Genomic DNA, 22,792 nt, shown 5'->3' on the forward strand with positions numbered 1-22,792 from the left:
AGTGTACTATACAATTAACTTACTTTCCTGTTGCGAAAGTAATCACAATTGCATTTAAATGACAAAAAAACTTGAACTTTATAAGAAATAACAGCATTAAATAGAAAAAAGTTTACAAAATAAAAACATTCTGCAAACTTTTAAAATTATTTTATTTCAAAAAGGAGTTGTGTACAAGCTTTGTGATACCGTTTTTTGTACAATTATTCAAACCGTCAATTCTCGACCTAATTTTTACAAAAAAAAACAATATAAAATGACATTTTATTTTTTGTATTCAATTGATAAATCCATTTACTGTTATTTACGACGTTCAATTGTCCTTAGCTTCCACAGGCGAGCGTCAAATGTTTGAAGAATACGTAAAAAGAAAAACTGTTTGAGCATAGCGAAATCGAAGATTCGTGAATACAAATTAAATAAATAGGAGTACATGAACATTTTTTTTCTTTTAGACTCGAGCCGAAGGCGAACAGAGCAAAGCTACTTCGAAAACTAATTTGACCGCCGAGGGAGTGAAGACTTGAAATCGAAGATTCAGGAATACCAAAAAACAATAACAACCCATGAATATTTTTTTGTTTCTTTTTTGATCAAGACAAATCGAAGATTCAGACACCCGAGCGAAGCGAACAGGCGAAGCAAACACCACTTACAATAAAATGAAGTGAGCTAAAAAAGAAAATTAGTAAGTCCTAATTTTCTACTTTCAAAAAAACATCAATGGAACTGTTTTATTTTTGGAATGAAACCCAACAAAAAATGTATCGAGAACCGTTTGTATTTTTTGGCTTAGTTAATAATGAAATCCAAACATGACTTTATATGAGTTACACTTAACTGATTTTAAACACTGTTTTATACCATGGTTCTTTGACAACTTTTGCTCCATAGCCATAACCATAACCATAGCCTTTTTTCGAGTCAGTATCATTAAGAAGCAGGCACATATTCGGCATTTTTTGTTCTTTGAAAAGAATATTTGCAATGTTAAGCATTCTTTTTTCCAAAAAGTTGGCACGTACAACATAAATAAAGCAATCAGCATTTTTTGCAATCAGCAATGTATCTGCTACCAAGTTTACCGGAGCGGTATCAACAATGATATAATCATACTGCGATTTTAATTGACTAAAAAGAGTATCTACTTTTTTACCCATTAATAGCTCAGCCGGATTAGGCGGGATTACGCCCGCAGGTAATATGTGAAAATCTTCATATCCATCATATTTCACAATTAAATCTTCTAAAACCACGTCTTTCGATGACAAGTAATTGGTTAAACCTCGGTCAGGCAAACTTAAATACTCGTCTAATCGGGGATTCCTGATATCCATACCGATCAACAAAACTTTCTTTCCGGATAGCGCAAAAGTAGCAGCAAGATTAGCAGACACAAAAGTTTTACCTTCCTTTGGAAAAGTCGATGTTAAAAATATGGTTTTTGCCTGACCTTCAACAACCTTACTAAGCATAAACTCGAGGTTCGTTCGTATGATACGTAAGGCCTCGGCGGAACTTGACCGACTCTCTGATTTTATAATCTCGAAAGGAGTTTCGGAAGTAGGTACGTCGCCTATAAATGGAATATTTGTTTTTCCATCTAAATCCAATCGGCTTTTTATTTTTGTATCTAGTAAATCATCCGTATAGATAACAACGAAGGGGATTAAAAAACCCATTAATAATGAGACCAGATAGATTGTATTTCTTTTAGGAAAAATAGCGCTTTTATTTGTTTTTGCCGAGTCAATAACTCTGGCATTAGGCTCGGTAGCCGACAAAGAAATTGCAGTTTCCTCTCTTTTTTGCAGTAAATACAAATAGAGCTCTTCCTTTACTTTCTGCTGTCTGGCAATAACCCTAAACTGGCGCTCCTGCACAGGAATTTTTCCAATTTTAGCATTCAGTATTCCTTCATTTCTGTTTAAATCCCGCTTTTGAATTGTCAGACTCGATTGCATTCGCTTCAAACTGGACATCACTGTATTTTTCAACGAGGAAATTTGCTGATCCATTTTAACGACCGATGGGTTAGCTAATGTAGCCGATTTCAAAATACGGTTCCTGTCCAACACTAATTGATTATAAGAACTGATCAATCCTGATGCATCCCCTTCACTTGCGATAATATTAGTTGGTAATAAATCCGCATTAGAGCTTTTTTTCATAAAATCCAACATAGAAGAAATCACGTTCATTTGAATTTCAGCATCAACACTCTTTTTATCATATTCATTCGATCCTTCGATAAAAAGCTTAGCTTCTGATTCAATATCGGTAACTTTATTGGCCTTTTTAAAACTTTCAACATCCTGCTCCACTCCATCCAACTCTTGCGTAATCAGTTTTAATCGGTTTGCAATAAATATTGAAGTATTTTCAGATATGAAATTCTTATCGGACGCTGCATTTTCATTATAAATCTGAACTAGATTATCTAAAAATATTTCCGATTTATTCGTTAAAGGATCAGTAATCGAAATAGCGACTACACTGCTCGATTTGCTTACCGGCTCTACTTTTACACGAGACCTGAAACTTGCAACCACATTATCAAGAGGACGAACTAAGATAGTTAGGGATCTGCCCCCGTTAAAACGGTTTTCTTTCAATTTGGCTTGATTAATAATAAGGCGCCCGTACTTCGTAGGTATTTCTTCGCCGTAGTGAAAATCTTTCTTAACACTTAAAATTAACTTGGAAGGACTATGAATTGCCTCCTCTTCCAATTGAAAAGTATTTGAATCTAATTCATTAAAATTCAAGTTAATAGAGTTTTCGTAAAAATGATTTATTTTGTCGACAAAAAAGACTTCAATGGGAGTGTACTGATAAATTTCTCTGTCTACAATTTTTCCTTTAACTATTAAAGCAGTATTAAGGTTAAGTTTCTTGACGGTACTTTCTACCAAAGTCCTGGATTTCAAAATTTCAATTTCGTTATCTAAATTACTCTTCATCCCTTTTCCCAATCCCATATCAGCAAAAACAGACAATTCAGATAGCATTCCGCCCTTCTGTTCATCCTTTACTAAAATGGTGGTTGTGGCTTGGTATTGTGGCAAAGTGTACTTTAAATATAAAAAAGCACCCAGCAAGCTCACGCAAACTCCCAGTAAAAACCATTTCCAATGAATTAAATATTTATCCAGAAAGGCTTTCAATTCAAAATCTTTCTGTAATTCGTCATCAAACCTATTATTTTTCATGCCAAACTTATTTTGAGGTGGTAATTATTAGTGAAATAACTGTAATTAGTATTGAGGTGACAGAAAATATCAGGCCTGTATTAGCTCCCACTGCTGATCCACTGATTTTACTTTTATTGGGCTCTACGTATACGACGTCATTTTGTGCCATATAATAGAACGGGGAATACATGAAATCAGCTTTGGTAATGTCCACCCGATTATATGATTTTACACCGTCAATTTCTCTTATAATTAGAATATTATTTCTTTTACCATAAATAGTTAAGTCCTTCGCCATTGTTAACGCTTCAATTAAAGTAACTCGCTCTGAAACCACAGGATAAGTTCCCGGTGAATTGACCTCTCCCTGTAAAGAAATTTTGAAGTTTCTTATGGCAAGAGTAATTATTGGTCCTTTAATATAATTGGAAATTTTTTTTTGGAACAGCGCCAATATTTCTGAACGGGTCATCCCGCTAAGTTTTATTTTACCAAGAACTGGAAAATCAATAAAGCCATTAACATCAACTAAATACACAGACTCTTTCGCCGATTCCTTGCCTGCACTCAATGGATTGGCAGGATTTAAATTAAAAGGCATAGCTACTTCTGAATCTTCCGCAGAAACATTAATACTCAACAAATCATCCGGTTGAATTCTAATTTCATAAGAAGTTGACTTTTCTTGAGAACCCATAGTATCAATGTTCTGATAGTAGACAACGTCCTTTCTCGACGCACAGGAAAAAAGGAACAGAATCAAAAACAGTGGAATTGTTTTTTGTAATAAAGAAAAGTATTTCATATGCTTTTATTTTTAAAAGTTGCAAATATAGGTATTAAAAAATGTATTAAGTTAAAAAAGCAACACAACCAGTGAATTCAATTTGAAAGAATATAACTGTAAAAATTGCCGGTTTTAGAATTTGGAATTTGTTTTAACTCTGAATAAATACAAAAGCACTGATCACTGAACACTAAACACTAAACACTAAACACTAAAAAACTGAACACTGAACACTGATCACTGAACACTAAAAACTGATCACTAAACACTGAACACTGATCACTGAACACTGATCACTGAACACTGAACACTGAACACTGACCACTGAAAACTGAAAACTGAAAACTGATCACTAAAAACTGAACACTAAAAACTGATCACTAAACACTGAACACTGATCACTGAACACTGAACACTGAACACTAAAAACTGAACACTAAAAACTGATCACTGAACACTAAAAACTGATCACTAAAAACTGAACACTGAACACTGAACACTGATCACTGATCACTGATCACTGATCACTAAAAAACTGAACACTAATAAGCCTTCTCCTCCCCTTTAAACACATTAAAAACCGTAAGATAAATAATTTTCATATCTAATAACAGACTCCAGTTTTCAATATACCAAATATCATAATCCACCCGGTCTTTCATTTCGATCAATTCTTTAGTCTCTCCGCGAAAGCCGTTCACCTGTGCCCATCCCGAAATCCCCGGCTTGGCGTAATGGCGCACCAAATAATTATTAATCAGTTCCGAATATTGTTCCGTATGAATTAACATGTGAGGTCTTGGACCTATAACCGACATAGTACCCCAAAAAACATTAAAAAATTGTGGCAATTCATCCATGTTGGTTTTGCGCAGGAAGGCACCCAGCTTGGTTACTCTTTTGTCACCAACTGTTGCCTGCTTTTTATCTGCAGCCGAATTCACCCGCATCGTGCGGAATTTCAAACACCAAAATTCTTTATTATCTCTGCCAGAGCGCTTTTGTCTAAAAAAAATCGGTCCCGGAGAATCCAATTTGATAAGGATAATCAGTATCGGGAACAACCAAGGAAAAATCAAAACAATAACCCCTAGGGAAAAACAAAGATCAACTGTTTTTTTCAACAGTCGATTAAGGGACCCTTCCAAAGGCTCTTTGCGCAACATCAATACAGGCGTATTTTCGTAAAAAGTGATTTCAACCTTTCGCGATTTTGTATACAATTGGAAATCAGGAATAAATTTGATACGCACCATATTACGTTCGCACAAAGCCGTTAATTGGTGGATTGTTTTAATGCGATCAATGTGTAAAGCTATAAACATCTCATCGATGTTGTTCGTGCTGATATAATCTTCAATGGCATCAAAACCTCCTAGTACAGGGGCTCCAATTGGCGCAAATGGATCTACTTTATCATCAAAAAACCCCAAGATACGATACCCGTAAGTCAAATCTTTTGACAATATCTTGCGCATGTTCTCCCCGGCATCATTTGCCCCTACTATAATTACATTTTTAAAATTATAGCCTTCGGCCCTGATGTATTTTAAAAATTTCATGAACAGTACACGGGACATAAAAAGTAAGATAAAAAAAATCAAATAAAAATACAGGATTCTCAAACGGGAAATTTCAGAGAATTTCAAAACAGTCACAAATACAGTAATCAACGATAGAAGAATAGTTATATGTTTAATCATGCGTATCAATATGGATTCGATCCGCTCAATCCGAATAATTCTATAGGCATCTTTGTAGAGCAATAAAAAAACCCAAAGAAGGTTTGATAATAATGAAATAGTTCTTACTTCCTTCAGATGCATCCGTTCTAAACTCTGATAACGAATCAGAAAGGATAGAATGATCGCTCCGTTTAATAGCAACAGATCCCATAGCACAAAGCCGAGTTTGAAATAACGAGAAAAACGGTAAGCGGAAAGTTCTTTTAATAATGACATAACTTATTGGAGATTTCTATTTTACTTTTAATTTTTGGGATTACGCTCTGTTATTTGTTTAATTGGTTAACTGTTTAATCGATCGCATTTTTTTTTTTGGCTAAACGAAAAATAACCTTCGCTTTTCTTAAACGGTTAAACTTTTTATAAACGATTAAACTTCTCCCTCAAAATCAACTTGATAAAAACAGGACCGTAATACAGATACCTTTTCCACATACTCTTGGGTTCCTTTACCAAACGAATGAACCATTCCAGTCGCAATTGTATCCAAAACGGATGCGAGCGAACTTCCGTATTGTTTTTGCGATTGCGGCAGATAAGAAGTGCGGTTATGGTGGTAGGATCAGTTATCTTGATTATTGGCTTCAAAAAATTCTTTTTCAATGTCTTCAATGCTTGGTAAGCTCGATTTTAGATTATCGGGCAACATTTGTGTGAGTTCGTATTCTGATACACCAATGGGTTTGTTTACATCGCGCAATGCATATTCGGCAAAAATCCTGTCTTTACCTTTACACAGAATCAGCCCAATGGTGGGTTTGTCGGTTTCGTGTTTTAAGATGTCATCGACCGCAGAGCAATAAAAGTTCATTTTGCCTGCGTATTCCGGAAGGAAATCGCCTTTCTTTAAATCAATAACCACGAAACAACGCATTTTAATATGGTAAAAGAGCAAATCAATATAAAACTCTTTGTCGCTGATTTCCAGTTTGTATTGACGTCCCACAAAGGCAAAGCCTGCACCGAGTTCCAGTAAAAATCTCTCAACGTGTTTTAAGAGTTCCAACTCTAATTCACGTTCAGAAAACTCGGTAGCCAGTGTCAAAAAATCAAAAATATAAGGATCTTTAAAGGTTTGTTTTGCCCAAAGCGAATGCGCATTGGTAAGTGTAGTATCAAAATTGTGGACTAAAGCACCTTGTCTTTCGTGAATTTTACTTTTGATTTGTGTTACTAAGGTATCACGACTCCAGCCTTGTTCAAGGATTTGTTGCATGTACCAATACCGAATAGGCATGTCTTTTATTTTTTGTAAAAGGACAGTGTGTTGTGTCCATCCAATTTTTGTGATTAATAGAGATTCATTGGGAATGTTTTGTAATTGCGCAACGGACAGTTGCGTAATTGAATTATTCTTTAATCTTGCAACGGGCGCTTGAGAAATTGAGTTGCTTTCTAATTGCGCAACAGACAGTTTCGTAACTGCATCAATATCTAATTTGCCAACGGCTAGTTGCCAAATTGAAAAATCGGAATATTCATTATAAAATTGTATCATCATCTGGATATTCCTCACGGAAAACCCTTTTACCTCAGCTAGTTCATTTTTTAAATCACTGGCCAGTTTAGGAATAACCCCCTTTCCCCAACCTTTTTGTTGTTGTTGCAGATGAATCATTTTGCCAATGTCCCAATAGGTTGCGAGCATTTCGGCATTTGCAGAAAGATTTGCCTTCAGTTGTCCCTGACGTACCCTGTTTTTGATATTGGTCAGTAATCCTTTGTATCTTTCGATTTCACTATTCATAGACCTCTTTTTGTTAGTTTAAATCAAGTCTCCGCTGGCTCGAGCATCTTGCTCGTGCCATAATAAACAATACTTTTAGTTTTGTAATGAATACGAGCGTGACGCTCGCACTAGCTGAGAGGAAGCGGCTAAGCCTTTTAAGAATGACATAAATAATTGAGTAATTTATTGGAAAATAATTAAAATTTTAAACGGAACCTATTTTTTAGTTCGATTTGTAAACAGTTATGTATGCAGTATAGTAGATGATTCTATAAAAAAGTTCCTATTTTTTTATATATTGAACTACGGCATTTAATTTTTTAAGAAAAACAGTGCGCACTGCTGAAAGTTGATGGTATTTATAAATCCTGTAATCCTCATACAATACCTCAAACGCCCTTTTATAACTCGTACTTAATCCACCCATTCGCATTTTTACTACATATTCATTAAGATATGTTACGTTTATTTTGTGCTTGTATAAATAACGCAAAAGGAACTCTGTATCAGAGGCAATCTTAAAATCTAAATTATAAAAACCATAGTTGTCAATAACTGATTTCTTTAGATAAACGGTGGGATGCAACGGTAGCCATCCCGACTTGATTTTTTTGACATCGTACCCACCGCCTATACGGTTCCGAACAATTCTTTCTTCAGTATCATTGGAAACATAAATACCATTCCCATACAAACCATCGGTATCGGGTGAATTTTTAAAAGCCGCTACAATTTTGGTTACAACAGTAAGGTCATAAAATTCATCATCAGAGTGCAGGAGTCCTACAATATCCCCAGTTGCCAAACGCAATCCTTTATTGATGGCATCGTACATGCCATTATCGGGCGCAGAAATATAGGTTGTAATTCTATCCGAATAGGATTGAATGATTTCCTTTGTACCATCTGTAGAATTACCGTCAATAACGATATATTCAATATTGGGATAATCCTGACCTAAAACACTTCTTATCGATTTTTCGATAGTAGCTTTTCGATTGTAACAAACTGTAATTATGGAAACACGCATATTTTAGTGGAACTTAAAAAAAGGTAGATTTTTTTGTTTTTAGGTTATAAACCTATTAGATAAAACTAGTGTTTGATAATAATTTCGTGAGTTTGACGCATAATTTTTTTGATAAAAAAATCAATATTGGGCCGAGCGTTAATAAACAGTACGGAGGGCTATTTTAGAGAAGGAGCCAGGCGGCGCTAAGCCATTAAAAACACAAATTTTGCTGTAATACACATATTTCTACGCCCTTTGACTGTGGCAGCCGGGCACCCGCTTTCGAAAATTCTGGAAAAATTCAACGCTGTTTGAGCGAAGCGAGTTCGTTGAATTTCAGAATTGAGAAAATAGCGGGTCGGCGAACAGTTCAGGGCTAGCTTTTTTTGGCTCTTTTTTGGGCAATGCAAAAAAGAACGAACTGCATTTAGAAGACATTGTCAGTATTTAATAGAATTTAACTTCCTTCGAAAAAAGAGGCTATTTACCTGCCATCAAAAGCGAATCAAAATACGCTATAGTCGTTTTAAGCCCCTCTCGTAATTGCACCTTGGGCTCCCAACCTTGCAATTTTTCTCTAGCTAAAGAAATATCTGGCTGCCTTTGTTTTGGGTCATCTTGCGGTAAAGCAAGATGGATAATCTTAGAATTGGAACCTGTCAATTCAATTACAGTTTCAGCTAATTCGAGCATCGTGAACTCGTTAGGATTCCCAATGTTCACCGGCCCCAAAAAAGAACGATCGCTATTCATCATGCGGATCATACCCTCAACCAAATCATCTACATATTGAAAAGAGCGCGTTTGCAAACCATCGCCGAAAATAGTGATATTCTCCCCTTTCAAAGCTTGCACAATAAAATTAGAAACTACTCTACCATCTGCGGGATTCATATTAGGACCATAAGTATTAAAAATTCTAATAATTTTTATGGCTACGTCATTTTGATTGTGGTAATCCATAAACAAGGTCTCGGCACAACGTTTTCCTTCATCGTAACAAGACCGTATTCCTATGGGGTTTACATTCCCCCAGTAACTTTCCTTTTGCGGGTGCACATGAGGATCCCCATACACTTCGCTGGTACTGGCTTGCAAAATTTTCGCTTTAACCCGTTTCGCTAGACCTAAAGTATTAATGGCTCCCATGACAGAGGTCTTTATGGTTTTTATCGGATTGTACTGATAATGAATGGGGGAAGCAGGACAGGCTAAATTGTAGATCTCATCCACTTCAGCATAATAAGGCTCCGTGATATCATGGCGCACCATCTCAAAATGCGGATTGTCCAACAATTTGATAATGTTATTTTTACTTCCTGTAAAATAATTGTCAAGGCAAATGACGTCATTACCTTCCCTTAATAATCTTTCGCACAAATGAGAACCCACAAAGCCGGCACCACCGGTAATTAGAATTTTTTTCATTATTATTTTATTTGCAAATAATTGTAACTATGAATAGTATATAGTAGTAAGTACGAGCCGAAAATGGATTAAAAAAAAATTAAAAAGTAATGGTAATCTAATTTAATCTAACTCCAGTAATTTTTTATATTTAATGTTTTTCCGTTAATTGACTCTCCTTTATCTTACAATATACCTGTGTAAAATAGGAGGCTTTTAAGATCGAAAACGTCAACCCTCTGGCACCGTCACGGATGCCGCCCAGTAGAAAATAATTCCCTAAAAAATAGACAGGACCTATGAATGGACTCAACAATAATTTGTATTTAATTTTTTGTTTCCACGTCCATGATTTTTTTACCGTTGAATCGCTGGCTGTTTTTATAATCCGCTCCGCTTCCCAACTCGCGTATTCATTGTGTTTGATTACATAATGAGAAATTCCTCTGAAATCAAGGTGGTCAATTTCACTTTTTATCACTCCAATCGCGCCAAGGAGCACGGGGTGTTCGTGGATTTCCATATCCAGCGTACTCCAATTATTTTCTTCAATTCTTTCATATTCCCCTGCACCAACTCTAAACAACGCCAATTTACGCAAAGGATAACCACCCTTTAATTTTTTGCCAAGAAAATAGCGCGTATAGCTCAACCAAAATCCTACTAAATTTTCATTATCAATTTTACTTCTTACCTCAGCTTTAAAGGAGTCACTTAAATATTCATCGGCATCCAAAAAAAGAACCCATTTCGTTGCAGGTCTATAGTTTTGTAAAAACCAGTTTCTTTTTTTTGGAAACTGCCCATTCCATTTAAAATGCAGTACCTCAATATTGTTATTTTTTGCAATTTCCAATGACCCATCTGTACTTCCGGAATCAAGGATAATAATCTTTTCAGCAAAGTCGCCCCCTATGGCATCAAGACAGCCTTGCAAAAGTGCCGCTTCATTTTTAATTGGGATGGCGATGGTTATATTAAGCGGTAATTTCATTATTTTTTTTTCAGTATATTTTAAAATATGCTTTACGCAAAAACCCAAACGGATTACTTTATTTCTCTTTTTTTAAGGAACTTAGCCGGATTTCCGCCTACAATTGTCCAATCGTCTACATCTTTAAATACTGCTGCCTTGGCACCAACAATCGCACCTTCACCAATGGTAATATTGGTCATAATAAAAGCTTCCGCAGCAATCCATGCAAAATCTTTTATTATTATTTCTCCTGCAATAAAGGGAATATTTAGCGATGAAGTTTCGTGTGTGGCACTGCACAAATACGTTCGTTGAGAGACCGTTACCTTATCGCCTATAATCGTTTTTCCAATATGCAACTTCACTTCAGGCCCCAAGGTGGAATGCCGGCCCATGGTTAAATTTCTAGGAGAAGGAATATAAGCCGAAGCATAAATGGTACAATTATCTTTCAAAGAAGCACCAAAACTTTTTAACAAAAAAATCCGCCAACCATTAAAAAAAGGCAAGGAAAAAGGTTTGAAAAAAAACAAGGAAATAATTCGCCAATTCAAACGATACAATTTATCTGATTTAGGGATGGTATCTATGTATTTAGTTATATTTTGCTCCATTATAAATTCATTAAAGCATATAAAAACGCCTGTGCCTTTGCCTCAACGTCAAATTTATTTTCATAGGTATCATACGCTAGTTTTCCTATTATTTTAAGATTGGAATTTGTTAAACTAGCCATGTTTATAAGTTGTTGACTAATAGAGGACTCATTAACTTCATCAAGTATCCATCCTCCCTTGCCCGCTTCGATTTCTCTCCAGATATTAATATTTTTGGTAATCAGAACTGGTTTTTCACAGGCCATAGCCTCTACAATGGCAATACCGAAATTTTCCTGGTGACTGGGCAACAAGTACGCTTCGCATCCATAAAAAGCACCCCATTTACTGTCTCCGGTTAGCATTCCCGAAAAATGAATATGGGAGTTCGTACTCGCTTTTACTATCATTCTTTGTGCATAAGGGCTGTCAGCAGGACCCGCAACAATAAGTTCCGGTAGCAAATGGTTCTCGGCAATCAATTGATTATACGCATCAATCAACACATCAATTCCTTTTTTAGGGTCGATTCGACTAAGAAAAAGCCAATATTTTTTATCATTTACTTGAGGGCATATTTCTTCAAAAGCAGTTTTCATTTGAGATGTGTAAACGGGCGGCTTCTGAATACCGTATCCAACATTAATCTCTTTTTTAGGCTTGTATCCTTTAAAAGTAGTTCTGGCCAGCAACAACTCTTCCTCGCACGTAAAAAAAACGGCATCGGCAGCATTAATTGCTTTTTTTTCGGTAAGACGCCAAACGATTTCATTGCGTATCGCTTTTATTTTTCGGTCCGCCGCTTTCTGGAAATAAGGATCTAGCATTCCATGAGGCATTATGACCACTTTGGGAACTTTTACATTCCTCTTTTTAAGAATTTTAATGGCTTTATATACCGCATAATTAGGATATTGCCATATTCCGTGAACACTTACGAAATCAAAACGTGAAATATTTGCAATAAGCCATCTTAAAAGAATTGGACTGTACTGAAAAGAAGTTTTTCCCTTCCCCAATTTATGGATAAAAACAGCTTCATTTACACCATAATTTTGGTTCACTTCATCCAGACAAACAACCTCAACATCCAGTCCCAGTTTCATATTAAAGGAACTCAAATTACGAAGGCCTTGCGAAGGCCCACCAGTTTTAGGATCCATGGAGGTGATGACGTGTAATATTTTCATATAAAATAAAGAACTAAAATTTTATTTTTTCATTTAACGGCTAAAATGGATAGGTAGATTTTCTCTACAGTATCCAAGGAACGTTTAGTATCGAAACGTTTTATATTGTCAAATCCGGCATCTAGACAAACTTTCTGTTGCTCATCCGAGAGTTGGACAATTTTTGAAATTTGTTGGGATGCATCCAAAGCCCAATCAGGCACCAATAATTCATCAAAGGGTCGCTTGGGTATCAAAAAAAAGTCGGCTTCACCTGTAACTTCTGTCATTGGTGGGGCATCAGTTGTAATCACCGGACAACCACATGCCATCGCTTCGGCAATGGGCCAGCCAAAACCTTCATCTAAGGAAGGGAACAATAAACAACTGGCACCCGAGTACGCTTCATTGATAAACGCATCAGACAAGCCTGTGATAAAATGAATGTCTTTTCTGAATGCAGCGTTTTTATATACGGCTGCCAATTCATTAGAAGGAGCCGAACCAATCAGCAACAGTGGTAAATTGACAGTCGCATTAGAGCGCCAGGCTGTATAAATTTCAATCACACCCTTCCGGTTTTTATAAAACTGATTGCCACCCACATGCAGCAAATAGCCATTTGTAAGGTTAAGCTTTACTTCACTCCCAAAAACAGTGCGTGATAAATGAGTATCGAGTACTTCAAAAGGGCGGTTCAGTCCGTTATAGCAGACTACTGAAGTTTCAATGTTTCCTTGATGAAGCAAATGTAAATCTTGTTGTGTTTTTTTGGATATCGAGATAAAATTCTTTCCTTTTGAAAACCCTTTTCTGATAAAATTCTGATAGATTTTACCGGTAAAACTTGTTGGGTTTTCTGGTATTTTACCTAAAGCCGAATTTAAAGCCAGAAAATCATGACAATGTACAACATGAGGCCTATTCTGAACCAACGGAACCCAAGGTCCCAGTGCTTGATCGGCAAAAACGAAAAGTGTATTAGCAGAGCAATGTTTCAATTTAAACACTACTTCCAATGGAAACACTATATATTGATCAACATACCCTAACCATTTTTTTATTGCGCCTTTTAATGGTAGTCTATAAAAACGGGCTTTGGGCGTCCAAATCTGAATATGGTGCCCCCTTTGATTCATGCCCTCTGAAACCATGTTGGCATAGCGAGGCATACTTTGTGAACCTAAAAAATTAGGATGAACAAATAGTACAATTTCCATTTTATTTAATCAATTAATTCTTCGGGTTCTCTTAAGGAAGCCAAAATCAATCCCCCTATTAATACATAAAATCCTAATAGTGTAGGTTGCGACCAGTAACCTCTTAACAATATTACAAATCCAAAACTCAATAGCATCCAAGGTAGAGAATCTCCACGCTTGAAGCGGCTATAGCATTTTGAAGCTATTTTAAATGTCATACTGATTCGAATTAAAATAATCGACAAACCAAATAAGATCCCGCTTTCTCCGATTACTCTTCCCCACTCTTCCTCTGCAATTAAAAAAACAACTTTCCCAGCAAGCAACTGTGAACCCACGTTAGTACCCATCCCGATACCCTGTCCAAAAACGGCATGTGAATCATCAATGTTTTCAAATGCACCGACCATTCCTCCTAAAAAACGATCCAATAAAACACCCTCTAAGCCTCCTTCCGATTCATTAGCACTGGTAAATCGATCCGTAAATACCTCGATTTGGGTATTTAAAGCATTTACATTTGAAAATACAATAAACAGCACTAAAAATCCTACCACTAATTGAGTCATTCTTTTTACAAAACCAGGCTGGCTTGATTTTGCCCATAAAAAAAAGAATAATGAAATAGCAACTTCAAAAAATAAAGTCCGGCTAATGGAAGTGGGAATGGAAACTATTACTGCAACAGTCGCTGCTATTAATACCGTTTTGTTCACATAGTGCGGTTGCAGCCAAAAATAAAAAACAAAACAGGCGACCAAACCAAAAAAAGCAGTCAAACCGCTAATAAAAGAAAAAGTACCCGGTGGCCTAAAATAACCATTAGCCCCGCCAAATCCGGCTCCCTCCAGACTGTCTCCAACGCCCTTATTGACCCAGGCAGTTTGGGGACTATAAAACTGTATCGTTATTAAGATGGCCATTGGAATAGAAATCCACAAAATCACTTTACCAATCTGTAGTACATCGGAACGGTCGAGAATATGACCTATTAAAAAAAGCATCGGAAATTGAATCAGCAATATTCGTGCACCAAAAAAAGCAACTGCTAAATCACCATGACCAAAAAACAGCGCCGTAAAAATGCTGATTACACCAATACAAAACATTACAGGAATCATCTTATCCTTTGGAAAAACATTAAACCGAATAGCATTAAACAATAAATAAAGGGCTAAAGGATCTCTTATGATAAGCAACGGCGTGGCAAGACCTGGTAAAAACCACCGTCGCAAACCTCCCTCTATAATTAAAAGGATGAAGTAAAACCAAATCCCTTTTTTAAGGGATTGTAAATTTGCATTATTCATTTCAATATTTTAAATAAGATAGTTACTAACTATCTCTAAAATTAAAGCACATTTTTATAATGATATATTGTTACGTTTCATAATATCCGTTATAGAATTTAATACCGATGATTCATAATTTTTAAAATTATAAGACTTAGAAATTTGAGATGCCTCTAGACCATGAATTTTTAATCTTGTCCGATCTTGATGAAAATAAATTAGCTTTTCTATAAGTGCATTACTATCATCAACTGGGATTACAAAACCGCCGCCTTGTATAACCGCATCCTTAGCACCTGTGTTGTCAGAAATAATAACTGGTGTACCGCAAGCCATTGATTCCAAAACCGTTTGCCCCCAACTATCGGTAAATGATGGAGAAACAAATACATCACTGTTTTGGTAACTACTGGCTAATTCAGAGTGATCCATATATGGATAATAATTTACAGTAGATTCATTTAGTAAATTAATGTCAATCGATGGATCAAGGGGACCGATAAATGTAAATTCAAATTCTTCATTATATTTATTTTTAAGTATCTCCACAGTTTTTAATAATAATAGAACGCCTTTCAGTCTTGAAATTCTTCCAACAAATAAAACTTTTAGAACTTTGGATGCCAAGTCATAATTTAATTTTGGTCTGAACGTATCTAAATCGATTCCTAAATTATTAATATAAATATTTTTAGAATTAATACCGGCATCGACTAATGTTTGTTTTGCATATTCCGACAAACAAAAATAGTAATCCACTAATTTTATTTCTTTCTCTTTATAAGAATTTAATTTTCTAAAAGCATTAATATTGGTAGAAACAGCTTTATATTCCTCAAAAGAATTTCTTAATATTTCATTTTGTTTATAATGAACGGCAGCCAGATCTAGAATAGTAATCTTATTTTTTTGTTTTGCAATTTTAAAACTATAAAAACTACATTTTTCAGCACCAATAAAAATATCAAAATCCAATTTTAGCAATTTCTTTGATACGATTTTGTCATAAAAGATATCGAATTGCAAATCATGCCATAAATCCAATTTAATTCCTGTTTTTATTATGACCTGCCGTAGTAGTTCACAATAAGGCACTGTATCAATAAGATTACTCGGAATTTCAAAATTCCTTTTCTTTAAACTTTTACCAATAAAAAAATTTAAGACTCTATTATTTTGATAAGTTTGATTTGGAAGGCAACTTTTCCCTAAAGAAGTGAAAAATTTAAATAAAACATTGTTCTGATAAAGAACTTTACCTAGCAGATGAGTATGCTGCCTCACAAAATTGGAAACTATAATTTTCATTAATCTTAAATTTTAGTCATGAATAAATTAAAAATTCATGGTTATACAAGTAGAACTTTAGTAATTGCTTATTATAGAAAATATCAAAAAAAGTTTTTTGAAGAGCCCCTAATTCATATTGCTATAACTATAGTCATTTATTATCATTCACGATTCAATGTTAAATATTTTGAAAAAGGAAGAGATAGGTTTTAAAAACTTTATAAAAGGTCTTCCAGTCATATGCACTAGCTATAGCCCGTACATTAGCCTTTTCAATAGGATGCGAAAAAAGTATTTTCATTATTTATTTAAATTTTAGCAATGAAACTAAAAACTGATTTGAAATATACGATACGGTATTAATTATTATATTTTCATTTTTTGTATTTAAAAAAGGTGTTAAATCCCCTTCTTTAAATGACTGCACGCCAAAAGGAGTATAGTCTATAGGAAAATCCTTTACTCGCCACGGCTTGCTTATGCATAATACCGGTAATCCGTGTTCAAGCATCGCAGCCACAGTACCGCTTTTTTCAGATGTGAGAAGAGGGGTAGTCGTAAGACCCCAACTGGCCGAGTTAAGAACTTCGGATATTTTTGCGCTTGGTTGTTCGCCTAATACTCTTATCATTATTTTTTTTGACTTGCAAATGTCTATCCATCGTTGTAACTCAGATCCACATCGCCCTATACAAAGGATTTCAATATCTAAATTATTATCGATTGCATATTTTCTTGCGCTACTAGCAAATGATTCAATGGGTGCTTCAGGATGAATCGTACCGAATACTACGAAACGTAAAAGATCGGGGTCTTTAAATATTGTATTAGAAGAAACTACTGCAATATTAGAAAACAAAGGCAACAAAGAAGCACTTACGCCAATTTTATTTAGTTGTAGATGATACAATTTTGTATGGGTATTTATCGCTAAAGGATTTACATTTTTTATAAATGATCTAATCATTGCTCTCTGTACCCGTCCCCACTGTACTAGTTTAAACGAAGCTTCTGTATTCATCCCCACCCATAACTCATGAAACATAACATGTAACTTTCTTCCTTTGACAAGTAGTTGAATTGAATCCCCAAGACCAAAAGGTAATCCTCTAGGGTGAAAAGAAAAAGGAACATATTGTAAACTAATCCAATCGGGGTTAAAGGCATCTATCCAATCCTTAGCTTCCTTACAATTTAATCTATAGCCATTGCTATATGGTAATCTTAGTACCGGAATATTAGTTTGTTCACTATCCTGTTGCTCCTCTCTTGATTCTTCTACGCCTTTATCCATGATTGCAACTATGGCACATTCATGAACTTGTCGAATTAATTCACCAGCCAACCGTCTGGTATAGTCGCCTACTCCATCTTTACCTGATTCTATAGAGCCACAAATGAAGAGTATTTTCATTAGTTATTATCTATTTTAGTAATTAATTAAAAACTATTTATCTCTTAATTTTAAAAAAAAAGCAGCTATAAAATTAGGTAGTATTAAAAGCATTTTTTGTGATTGTTTATAAATACTTTTATTTTTAGGATAATACCCGCTATGAAACAATTTGATGGCCATCTGTTTTTCTCCTTTCTTTATGGCATTATTAATTGCTGGTATAATCGACTTTTGTACTAAATCAGCTTTGAATTCTTCATATTTAACAGGAATTTCTATATCGATTATATTAGATATATATCTTCCTGTGGTCAAACCTGAATTAGTAGCTGAACCAGGATGTATACGAAAAGAAGACAATTTTTCATTTATAAAAACAAATTTACCACCCGAAACCGCAATTTTTAAAAAAACTTCTAACTCTGGCGTGTTTATAAAATTGTCAAAAGAAAATTTCAAAAACCATTCTCGTCTTATTAAAGACGAAGACATTGGTACCGAACCATTTAAAACAGCAATTATAGGTTGCGCAATAGAGCCATTATTTAACAAATCTCGTTTATAATGGTTATTTAGATCAATAGTAAGATCTTTTAAAACAGCGCTCTTGGGATCTATAAAATTTTGATTACAAAAAATTACATCTGCATTTAAATTTTCTGGAACAAGTAATTTTTCTAAAAATTTTTCAGCAATCAAATCATCATCCCCTGGAATAAAAACAAACTCTCCTTGCGCCATTTCGACTAAAGCATTCCAATTTCCTGCTAATCCCAAATTAGTTTTTTGAGCTTTGTATTTTACAATATCGGCGTGTTTGTTTTCTAAATCTTGACAATAATCCTTAATTTCTGACACTATTCCAGTTGATGTTGCGTCTTGAGAAATACATATTTCAAAATCATTATAAGTTTGATTCAAACAAGAATCTACTAATTCTTTTAAATATGCTAACCTGGTATAGGTTGGTATACAAATAGATACTTTTACCATTACTATTTTTACTTTAATTTTTTTGTTAATACAAACCCTAATTTTTTGGTAGGTAATTCTATAAATTTATAAAAAGCAACCGCAGCAATCAATGAGGCAACAAAACACAATGGATGTAAAACATAAAAAGGCAATACCGCGCCCATCGTAAAACAGATAATCATGATTACAATAGGGTGAATTAAATAAAGACTAAATGATATTTTACCGACATAAACAAGGTATTTATTTGAGAGAAATTTATTATCGGAGCTCGTAGAGAGTATTAAAAGCATAAGTAACACTGAACCCAAAGTAATAAGATAATCACTTGGCATCATTTTTTCTAAAAACGCCGTAAGCCATGGTAAAAAGAATACCAAATTTGAATAATTAGTGTACAGCATTATAGACACAAAAAAGAGTGCCATTTTTACCGTAGTAGTTAATTTACTGATTATAGTGACAAATTGCTGATGGTTTTTATATAAAGAAATACCAGCCATAAAAAATGTAAGATAATACAATAATGCAAAATCAGGCAATATATCTTGTAAGCCCAGGCGTTTACCCACATGATAGACTATCATGTTTAATAAAACGAATACCAAATCATATTTGGGTTTTATTTTTTTGAAGAAAACAATGACAAAGGGTAGAAAAATTGAAACTTTTATTTCTACCGGAAGCGACCAAATAGATTGTGATAAATAAACAAAATCCGAATCTCTCATCAATAAATAATCAATAAAATTAGTTCCCGTTATGGACTTATTCCAAGCTTTATTTAACCAATCTGTAAATTTTAACAGTCGTTCATAATGTTTAAAATAATTAGACCCCAGAGACCCAATTGCAATTATAACAGCAAAAGGCAAATATATCCTACACATTCTTTTTAATAAATATTTTTTATAATTTAATGTATCATTCTTAAAGAAAGAAATTGACAACACAAATCCACTTAATACAAAAAATAAGATAACAGCAGCGTGTCCATCCCAAACAAATTTTAATGCAGAAAAATTTAAAAAGTCAATAATACCATTCCCAGAAGGAATATTTGTAGTATAACTTTTGAAAAAAACAGGATTAAACATAAAAATATGATGTATAGTTACCGCCAAACAGGCAAGACCTCTCAAAACATCTAAACTTATAATTTTTGTATTTTTATCCATTTATGTCCTCGTTTTCATGATTTTCCAGATTTACTGCCCCAAATTCACTTTCTTCCATCAATTCAACAGTTTCAACCACGCCTTGTTAATTATGTTTATAACGCAAAAGGAATTACTATTACCTATAAATTCTCGAACAAAAGATCTTCGTATAATAGGCAACTCCTTATTTACTTGAATCAACCGATAAAAAAGAAGATGATCTCCATATCCGTTTTTTTCAATGCTTACAGATAAATTTAAAATTTAATAAGTCAACTAAATCTTTTTATGATAAATTATTATTGAAATAAACGTTTGTAGTTATTTTTATATTCCAAATTTTGATTTCTCATTTTAATAAATTTAGCAGGCACACCAGCAACAACTTGAAAAGCATTTACATTTTTTGTCACTACAGATCCAGCAGCTATTACTGCACCTTTTCCAGTATTGATACCTGGCAAAATCATAGCTCGTGTACCAATCCAAGCATAATCCTCTATAATAACATTTTTGTTTCGTCCAGCAAAATCGGCTGCGTCCATATCATGATCAGCTGTAAGTATAATTACATCTTCGGAAATAGAAACATTGTCTCCTATTATAAGCCCCCCTCGACTATCCAGCCTGCATCGAGCATTGATTACAGAATTAACGCCAATAGTAAGCCCTCTTGCACAATCAAATTTGCACCCCATAAATATAGAGCTTCCTTTACCAATATTAAAACTCATAAATTCTCTATAGAACAACAAACGAATAGTATGACTTGGAATATTAGAAATAAAATGATTGCATAAATACAATCTAAGTTCTGATAAAAATGAACTAGATTTTTTTATATAATTATTCATATTTCCAAAATAATTTCTGTATACCAGTTAATTCAAAGTTAGATTTTGCCAACTCATTAGCGTTATATGCTAGTTTTAGGTCAGTATCAATTATTTCTTTAAGCTTATTAACCATTTCTGATTCATCTAAAGACAAACATGAAATTGCAGCATTACTTTTTTGTAACAACGTACAAGCTGCACTATTAGAAGGTCCATGATATAGTATTTTTCCTGCGCCACCTAAATAACCAATCATTTTAGTGGATAAACTGTATAAATAAAAATCCGGTAGCGAAAACTTAATAGGCAAGTAGAGAATATCAGCCATGTCAAGTTCTTTTTTGACTTCTTCATCTGAAATAAAGTCAGACCTATAATCTATTGCAAATTTTCTACCTTTCAAAAAATTTATTTCTTGTGTACCTCTTAATATAAGCTTAAATGAATATCCCTCATTAATTAATATATCTAAAGAATCTGACAAAACCTTAAAAAGCGGATAATAATCGATATGTAATAATCCCGCAAAATATATGCTAATTTGATTTTGGTTCATTACTTTAGGGTTGGAAATTTCTTTATGAGACACTCCGTCTGTAATAAGTTCAAAATTTTTATTACCAAAAATTCTTTGATATTCTTTTCCTAATTCTACTGAAATCATCAATCTTCTATCAGAACGATTCCATAATTGTTGCGTATCTTTATAAGAACTACATAATGAATAATGATCATGAAATGAAGTCCACAACTGTTTTTTCATTAAATATTTTTCATTACATAAAATAGCCGAAAAAACACCATGATTGATTACATGTATAATATCAAATGATATTTTTGCTACCGCATTCTCCACTTTATATTTCGTAAAATAATAAAATACAGATTCTCGCACCCATGTGAAAAATGTTCTTAATTTCCATCGCATCCATGACCTTTGCGTTGGAAAACTAGATATCACAATTTCTTTAATAAGTCCTTCCTTTACTGGAGCATTCCCATTATTTATGTATACCCCAATTATATCCGATTCATGTCCTTGATATAAGCGGCGTAACAATCGTCCCATTCCCCCATTTTGATAGAGGGAAGCGGGTTGAAAAGAGAGTATTTTCATAAATTTAAATATTTAATCTAAAACTTAAATAATTTATTTCAAACCATTATATTGAATTAAAAGCTAGTAAAAAAAACTCTTTTCTAACTAAAAAAAAATTTCCAATTAATTTAATTAACAATTTTAAGATTAATAAATATTAAAAAAAAACTATAAAATTCTTTTTTACAAAAAATTAAGTAATTAATTCAAAAATGCCTTGATTTTCCTTAGAAACTCCCTAACATTCCAACAAAAAGAAATAGTTAAGTTTGTATTAAGTTTACTATTTAGCTGAAAAATAATATCTATTATAACAGCAGTTGATGGATGAATTCCATCCCACAAATACTTTCTTTTAGTAAAATTGTTACTGTCAACATAGTTAGTATATATATCTAAATATCCAATACCCTTTTTTTCTGCTTCACACTTCAAAATATCATTAAATATTTTAGTCGCAATATTTCGATTTTGCTCGGATCCATATCTCGGATAAGATGGATCATCTTCCACTTTAAAAGCAGAAGGCGGAGGAGATAATACTACAATTATATATCCACGTTCAGAATACTGCCTCAATAGGAATAAGTAATTTTGAATAATTTGAAAAGTAATTTTTTGAATACTTTCCTTTTGTGCTTCGACTTGTTTAAGCAAATGAACCCTTATATCTATTTCTCCGGCACTAAAAATAATTACACTTCCTTTCGGTATTACATTACTTATTAGTGAATCAATTTTTACTTTGGCTTGAGTACTTGATTTTGGATTTCCAATGTTAAATGCAGTAATTGAACCAATTCTGGTCACGTCAAAATAACTAAATAATGAATTACATTTTTCAGGATAAATTGGTGATATCGCATCCTTACCTAAAAAAACAGATACATGACTATCTCCAATGCAATAAATTTTATTTAACAACAT

Annotated in this window: 19 protein-coding genes; all 19 read right to left on the reverse strand. The window is 33.9% G+C overall.

Annotated elements, in window-relative coordinates:
• Positions 1 to 836 precede the first annotated feature (836 nt).
• Positions 837 to 3,212 (reverse strand): GumC family protein, encoded by a 2,376-nt coding sequence (locus tag ACFX5F_RS12140; protein WP_379852298.1) that lies wholly within the window; start codon positions 3,210 to 3,212, stop codon positions 837 to 839.
• 7 nt (positions 3,213 to 3,219) lie between these two features.
• The gene (locus ACFX5F_RS12145; protein ID WP_379852299.1) at positions 3,220 to 3,999 is read right to left on the reverse strand and encodes a polysaccharide biosynthesis/export family protein; all 780 of its coding nucleotides are present in this window, start codon (positions 3,997 to 3,999) and stop codon (positions 3,220 to 3,222) included.
• Between the two features lie 524 nt (positions 4,000 to 4,523).
• Positions 4,524 to 5,942, reverse strand: a complete 1,419-nt coding sequence (locus ACFX5F_RS12150; RefSeq protein WP_379852301.1) for an undecaprenyl-phosphate glucose phosphotransferase — start codon at positions 5,940 to 5,942, stop codon at positions 4,524 to 4,526.
• Between the two features lie 144 nt (positions 5,943 to 6,086).
• Positions 6,087 to 6,338 carry a WecB/TagA/CpsF family glycosyltransferase gene (locus tag ACFX5F_RS16235; protein WP_489753081.1) on the reverse strand — a complete coding sequence of 84 codons (252 nt, stop codon included), beginning with the start codon at positions 6,336 to 6,338 and terminating at the stop codon, positions 6,087 to 6,089.
• Complete coding sequence (locus tag ACFX5F_RS12155; RefSeq protein ID WP_379852302.1) at positions 6,289 to 7,473, reverse strand: PDDEXK nuclease domain-containing protein; 1,185 nt, start codon at positions 7,471 to 7,473, stop codon at positions 6,289 to 6,291. Before ACFX5F_RS12155 ends, ACFX5F_RS16235 begins: the two co-directional genes overlap by 50 nt.
• A 265-nt stretch (positions 7,474 to 7,738) precedes the next feature.
• Positions 7,739 to 8,485 carry a glycosyltransferase family 2 protein gene (locus tag ACFX5F_RS12160; protein WP_379852303.1) on the reverse strand — a complete coding sequence of 249 codons (747 nt, stop codon included), beginning with the start codon at positions 8,483 to 8,485 and terminating at the stop codon, positions 7,739 to 7,741.
• Between the two features lie 462 nt (positions 8,486 to 8,947).
• On the reverse strand, positions 8,948 to 9,895 hold the full coding sequence (locus ACFX5F_RS12165) for a UDP-glucuronic acid decarboxylase family protein (RefSeq protein ID WP_379852304.1): 948 nt from the start codon (positions 9,893 to 9,895) through the stop codon (positions 8,948 to 8,950).
• Between the two features lie 130 nt (positions 9,896 to 10,025).
• Positions 10,026 to 10,868 (reverse strand): glycosyltransferase family 2 protein, encoded by an 843-nt coding sequence (locus ACFX5F_RS12170; protein WP_379852305.1) that lies wholly within the window; start codon positions 10,866 to 10,868, stop codon positions 10,026 to 10,028.
• Between the two features lie 53 nt (positions 10,869 to 10,921).
• Positions 10,922 to 11,464 (reverse strand): acyltransferase, encoded by a 543-nt coding sequence (locus ACFX5F_RS12175; RefSeq protein ID WP_379852306.1) that lies wholly within the window; start codon positions 11,462 to 11,464, stop codon positions 10,922 to 10,924.
• Positions 11,464 to 12,636 carry a glycosyltransferase gene (locus ACFX5F_RS12180; protein ID WP_379852307.1) on the reverse strand — a complete coding sequence of 391 codons (1,173 nt, stop codon included), beginning with the start codon at positions 12,634 to 12,636 and terminating at the stop codon, positions 11,464 to 11,466. Before ACFX5F_RS12180 ends, ACFX5F_RS12175 begins: the two co-directional genes overlap by 1 nt.
• A 29-nt stretch (positions 12,637 to 12,665) precedes the next feature.
• A complete protein-coding gene (locus ACFX5F_RS12185) occupies positions 12,666 to 13,835 on the reverse strand; it encodes a glycosyltransferase (RefSeq protein WP_379852308.1) in 1,170 nt (389 codons plus the stop codon).
• A 5-nt stretch (positions 13,836 to 13,840) separates the two neighbouring features.
• Positions 13,841 to 15,127, reverse strand: coding sequence for a hypothetical protein (locus ACFX5F_RS12190; protein WP_379852309.1), 1,287 nt, complete (start codon positions 15,125 to 15,127; stop codon positions 13,841 to 13,843).
• A gap of 54 nt (positions 15,128 to 15,181) precedes the next feature.
• On the reverse strand, positions 15,182 to 16,417 hold the full coding sequence (locus ACFX5F_RS12195) for a glycosyltransferase family 4 protein (RefSeq protein ID WP_379852310.1): 1,236 nt from the start codon (positions 16,415 to 16,417) through the stop codon (positions 15,182 to 15,184).
• A gap of 286 nt (positions 16,418 to 16,703) precedes the next feature.
• Positions 16,704 to 17,813, reverse strand: a complete 1,110-nt coding sequence (locus ACFX5F_RS12200) for a glycosyltransferase family protein (RefSeq protein ID WP_379852311.1) — start codon at positions 17,811 to 17,813, stop codon at positions 16,704 to 16,706.
• A 33-nt stretch (positions 17,814 to 17,846) separates the two neighbouring features.
• On the reverse strand, positions 17,847 to 18,788 hold the full coding sequence (locus tag ACFX5F_RS12205; protein WP_379852312.1) for a glycosyltransferase family 2 protein: 942 nt from the start codon (positions 18,786 to 18,788) through the stop codon (positions 17,847 to 17,849).
• Positions 18,789 to 18,796: 8 nt separating this feature from the next.
• A complete protein-coding gene (locus tag ACFX5F_RS12210) occupies positions 18,797 to 19,948 on the reverse strand; it encodes an acyltransferase family protein (protein ID WP_379852313.1) in 1,152 nt (383 codons plus the stop codon).
• Between the two features lie 281 nt (positions 19,949 to 20,229).
• Positions 20,230 to 20,784, reverse strand: a complete 555-nt coding sequence (locus tag ACFX5F_RS12215) for an acyltransferase (RefSeq protein ID WP_379852314.1) — start codon at positions 20,782 to 20,784, stop codon at positions 20,230 to 20,232.
• Entirely contained in the window at positions 20,777 to 21,883 is a 1,107-nt protein-coding gene (locus tag ACFX5F_RS12220; RefSeq protein WP_379852315.1) for a hypothetical protein, read from the reverse strand. The genes ACFX5F_RS12215 and ACFX5F_RS12220 overlap by 8 nt, the downstream gene beginning before the upstream one ends.
• A gap of 183 nt (positions 21,884 to 22,066) precedes the next feature.
• The gene (locus tag ACFX5F_RS12225; protein ID WP_379852316.1) at positions 22,067 to 22,792 is read right to left on the reverse strand and encodes an SGNH/GDSL hydrolase family protein; all 726 of its coding nucleotides are present in this window, start codon (positions 22,790 to 22,792) and stop codon (positions 22,067 to 22,069) included.

The sequence above is a fragment of the Flavobacterium zhoui genome, from assembly GCF_042787235.1.
Classification (GTDB): domain Bacteria; phylum Bacteroidota; class Bacteroidia; order Flavobacteriales; family Flavobacteriaceae; genus Flavobacterium; species Flavobacterium zhoui.

Coding starts and splice junctions, on each gene's coding strand:
- ACFX5F_RS12200 (WP_379852311.1), bottom strand. CDS start 17,813: ATGAAAATACTCTTCATTTGTGGCTCTATAGAATCAGGTAAAGATGGA.
- ACFX5F_RS12160 (WP_379852303.1), bottom strand. CDS start 8,485: ATGCGTGTTTCCATAATTACAGTTTGTTACAATCGAAAAGCTACTATC.
- ACFX5F_RS12150 (WP_379852301.1), bottom strand. CDS start 5,942: ATGTCATTATTAAAAGAACTTTCCGCTTACCGTTTTTCTCGTTATTTC.
- ACFX5F_RS12225 (WP_379852316.1), bottom strand. CDS start 22,792: ATGTTGTTAAATAAAATTTATTGCATTGGAGATAGTCATGTATCTGTT.
- ACFX5F_RS12185 (WP_379852308.1), bottom strand. CDS start 13,835: ATGGAAATTGTACTATTTGTTCATCCTAATTTTTTAGGTTCACAAAGT.
- ACFX5F_RS12145 (WP_379852299.1), bottom strand. CDS start 3,999: ATGAAATACTTTTCTTTATTACAAAAAACAATTCCACTGTTTTTGATT.
- ACFX5F_RS12215 (WP_379852314.1), bottom strand. CDS start 20,784: ATGAATAATTATATAAAAAAATCTAGTTCATTTTTATCAGAACTTAGA.
- ACFX5F_RS12165 (WP_379852304.1), bottom strand. CDS start 9,895: ATGAAAAAAATTCTAATTACCGGTGGTGCCGGCTTTGTGGGTTCTCAT.
- ACFX5F_RS12170 (WP_379852305.1), bottom strand. CDS start 10,868: ATGAAATTACCGCTTAATATAACCATCGCCATCCCAATTAAAAATGAA.
- ACFX5F_RS12195 (WP_379852310.1), bottom strand. CDS start 16,417: ATGAAAATTATAGTTTCCAATTTTGTGAGGCAGCATACTCATCTGCTA.
- ACFX5F_RS12220 (WP_379852315.1), bottom strand. CDS start 21,883: ATGAAAATACTCTCTTTTCAACCCGCTTCCCTCTATCAAAATGGGGGA.
- ACFX5F_RS12180 (WP_379852307.1), bottom strand. CDS start 12,636: ATGAAAATATTACACGTCATCACCTCCATGGATCCTAAAACTGGTGGG.
- ACFX5F_RS12190 (WP_379852309.1), bottom strand. CDS start 15,127: ATGAATAATGCAAATTTACAATCCCTTAAAAAAGGGATTTGGTTTTAC.
- ACFX5F_RS12205 (WP_379852312.1), bottom strand. CDS start 18,788: ATGGTAAAAGTATCTATTTGTATACCAACCTATACCAGGTTAGCATAT.
- ACFX5F_RS12210 (WP_379852313.1), bottom strand. CDS start 19,948: ATGGATAAAAATACAAAAATTATAAGTTTAGATGTTTTGAGAGGTCTT.
- ACFX5F_RS12155 (WP_379852302.1), bottom strand. CDS start 7,473: ATGAATAGTGAAATCGAAAGATACAAAGGATTACTGACCAATATCAAA.
- ACFX5F_RS12140 (WP_379852298.1), bottom strand. CDS start 3,212: ATGAAAAATAATAGGTTTGATGACGAATTACAGAAAGATTTTGAATTG.
- ACFX5F_RS12175 (WP_379852306.1), bottom strand. CDS start 11,464: ATGGAGCAAAATATAACTAAATACATAGATACCATCCCTAAATCAGAT.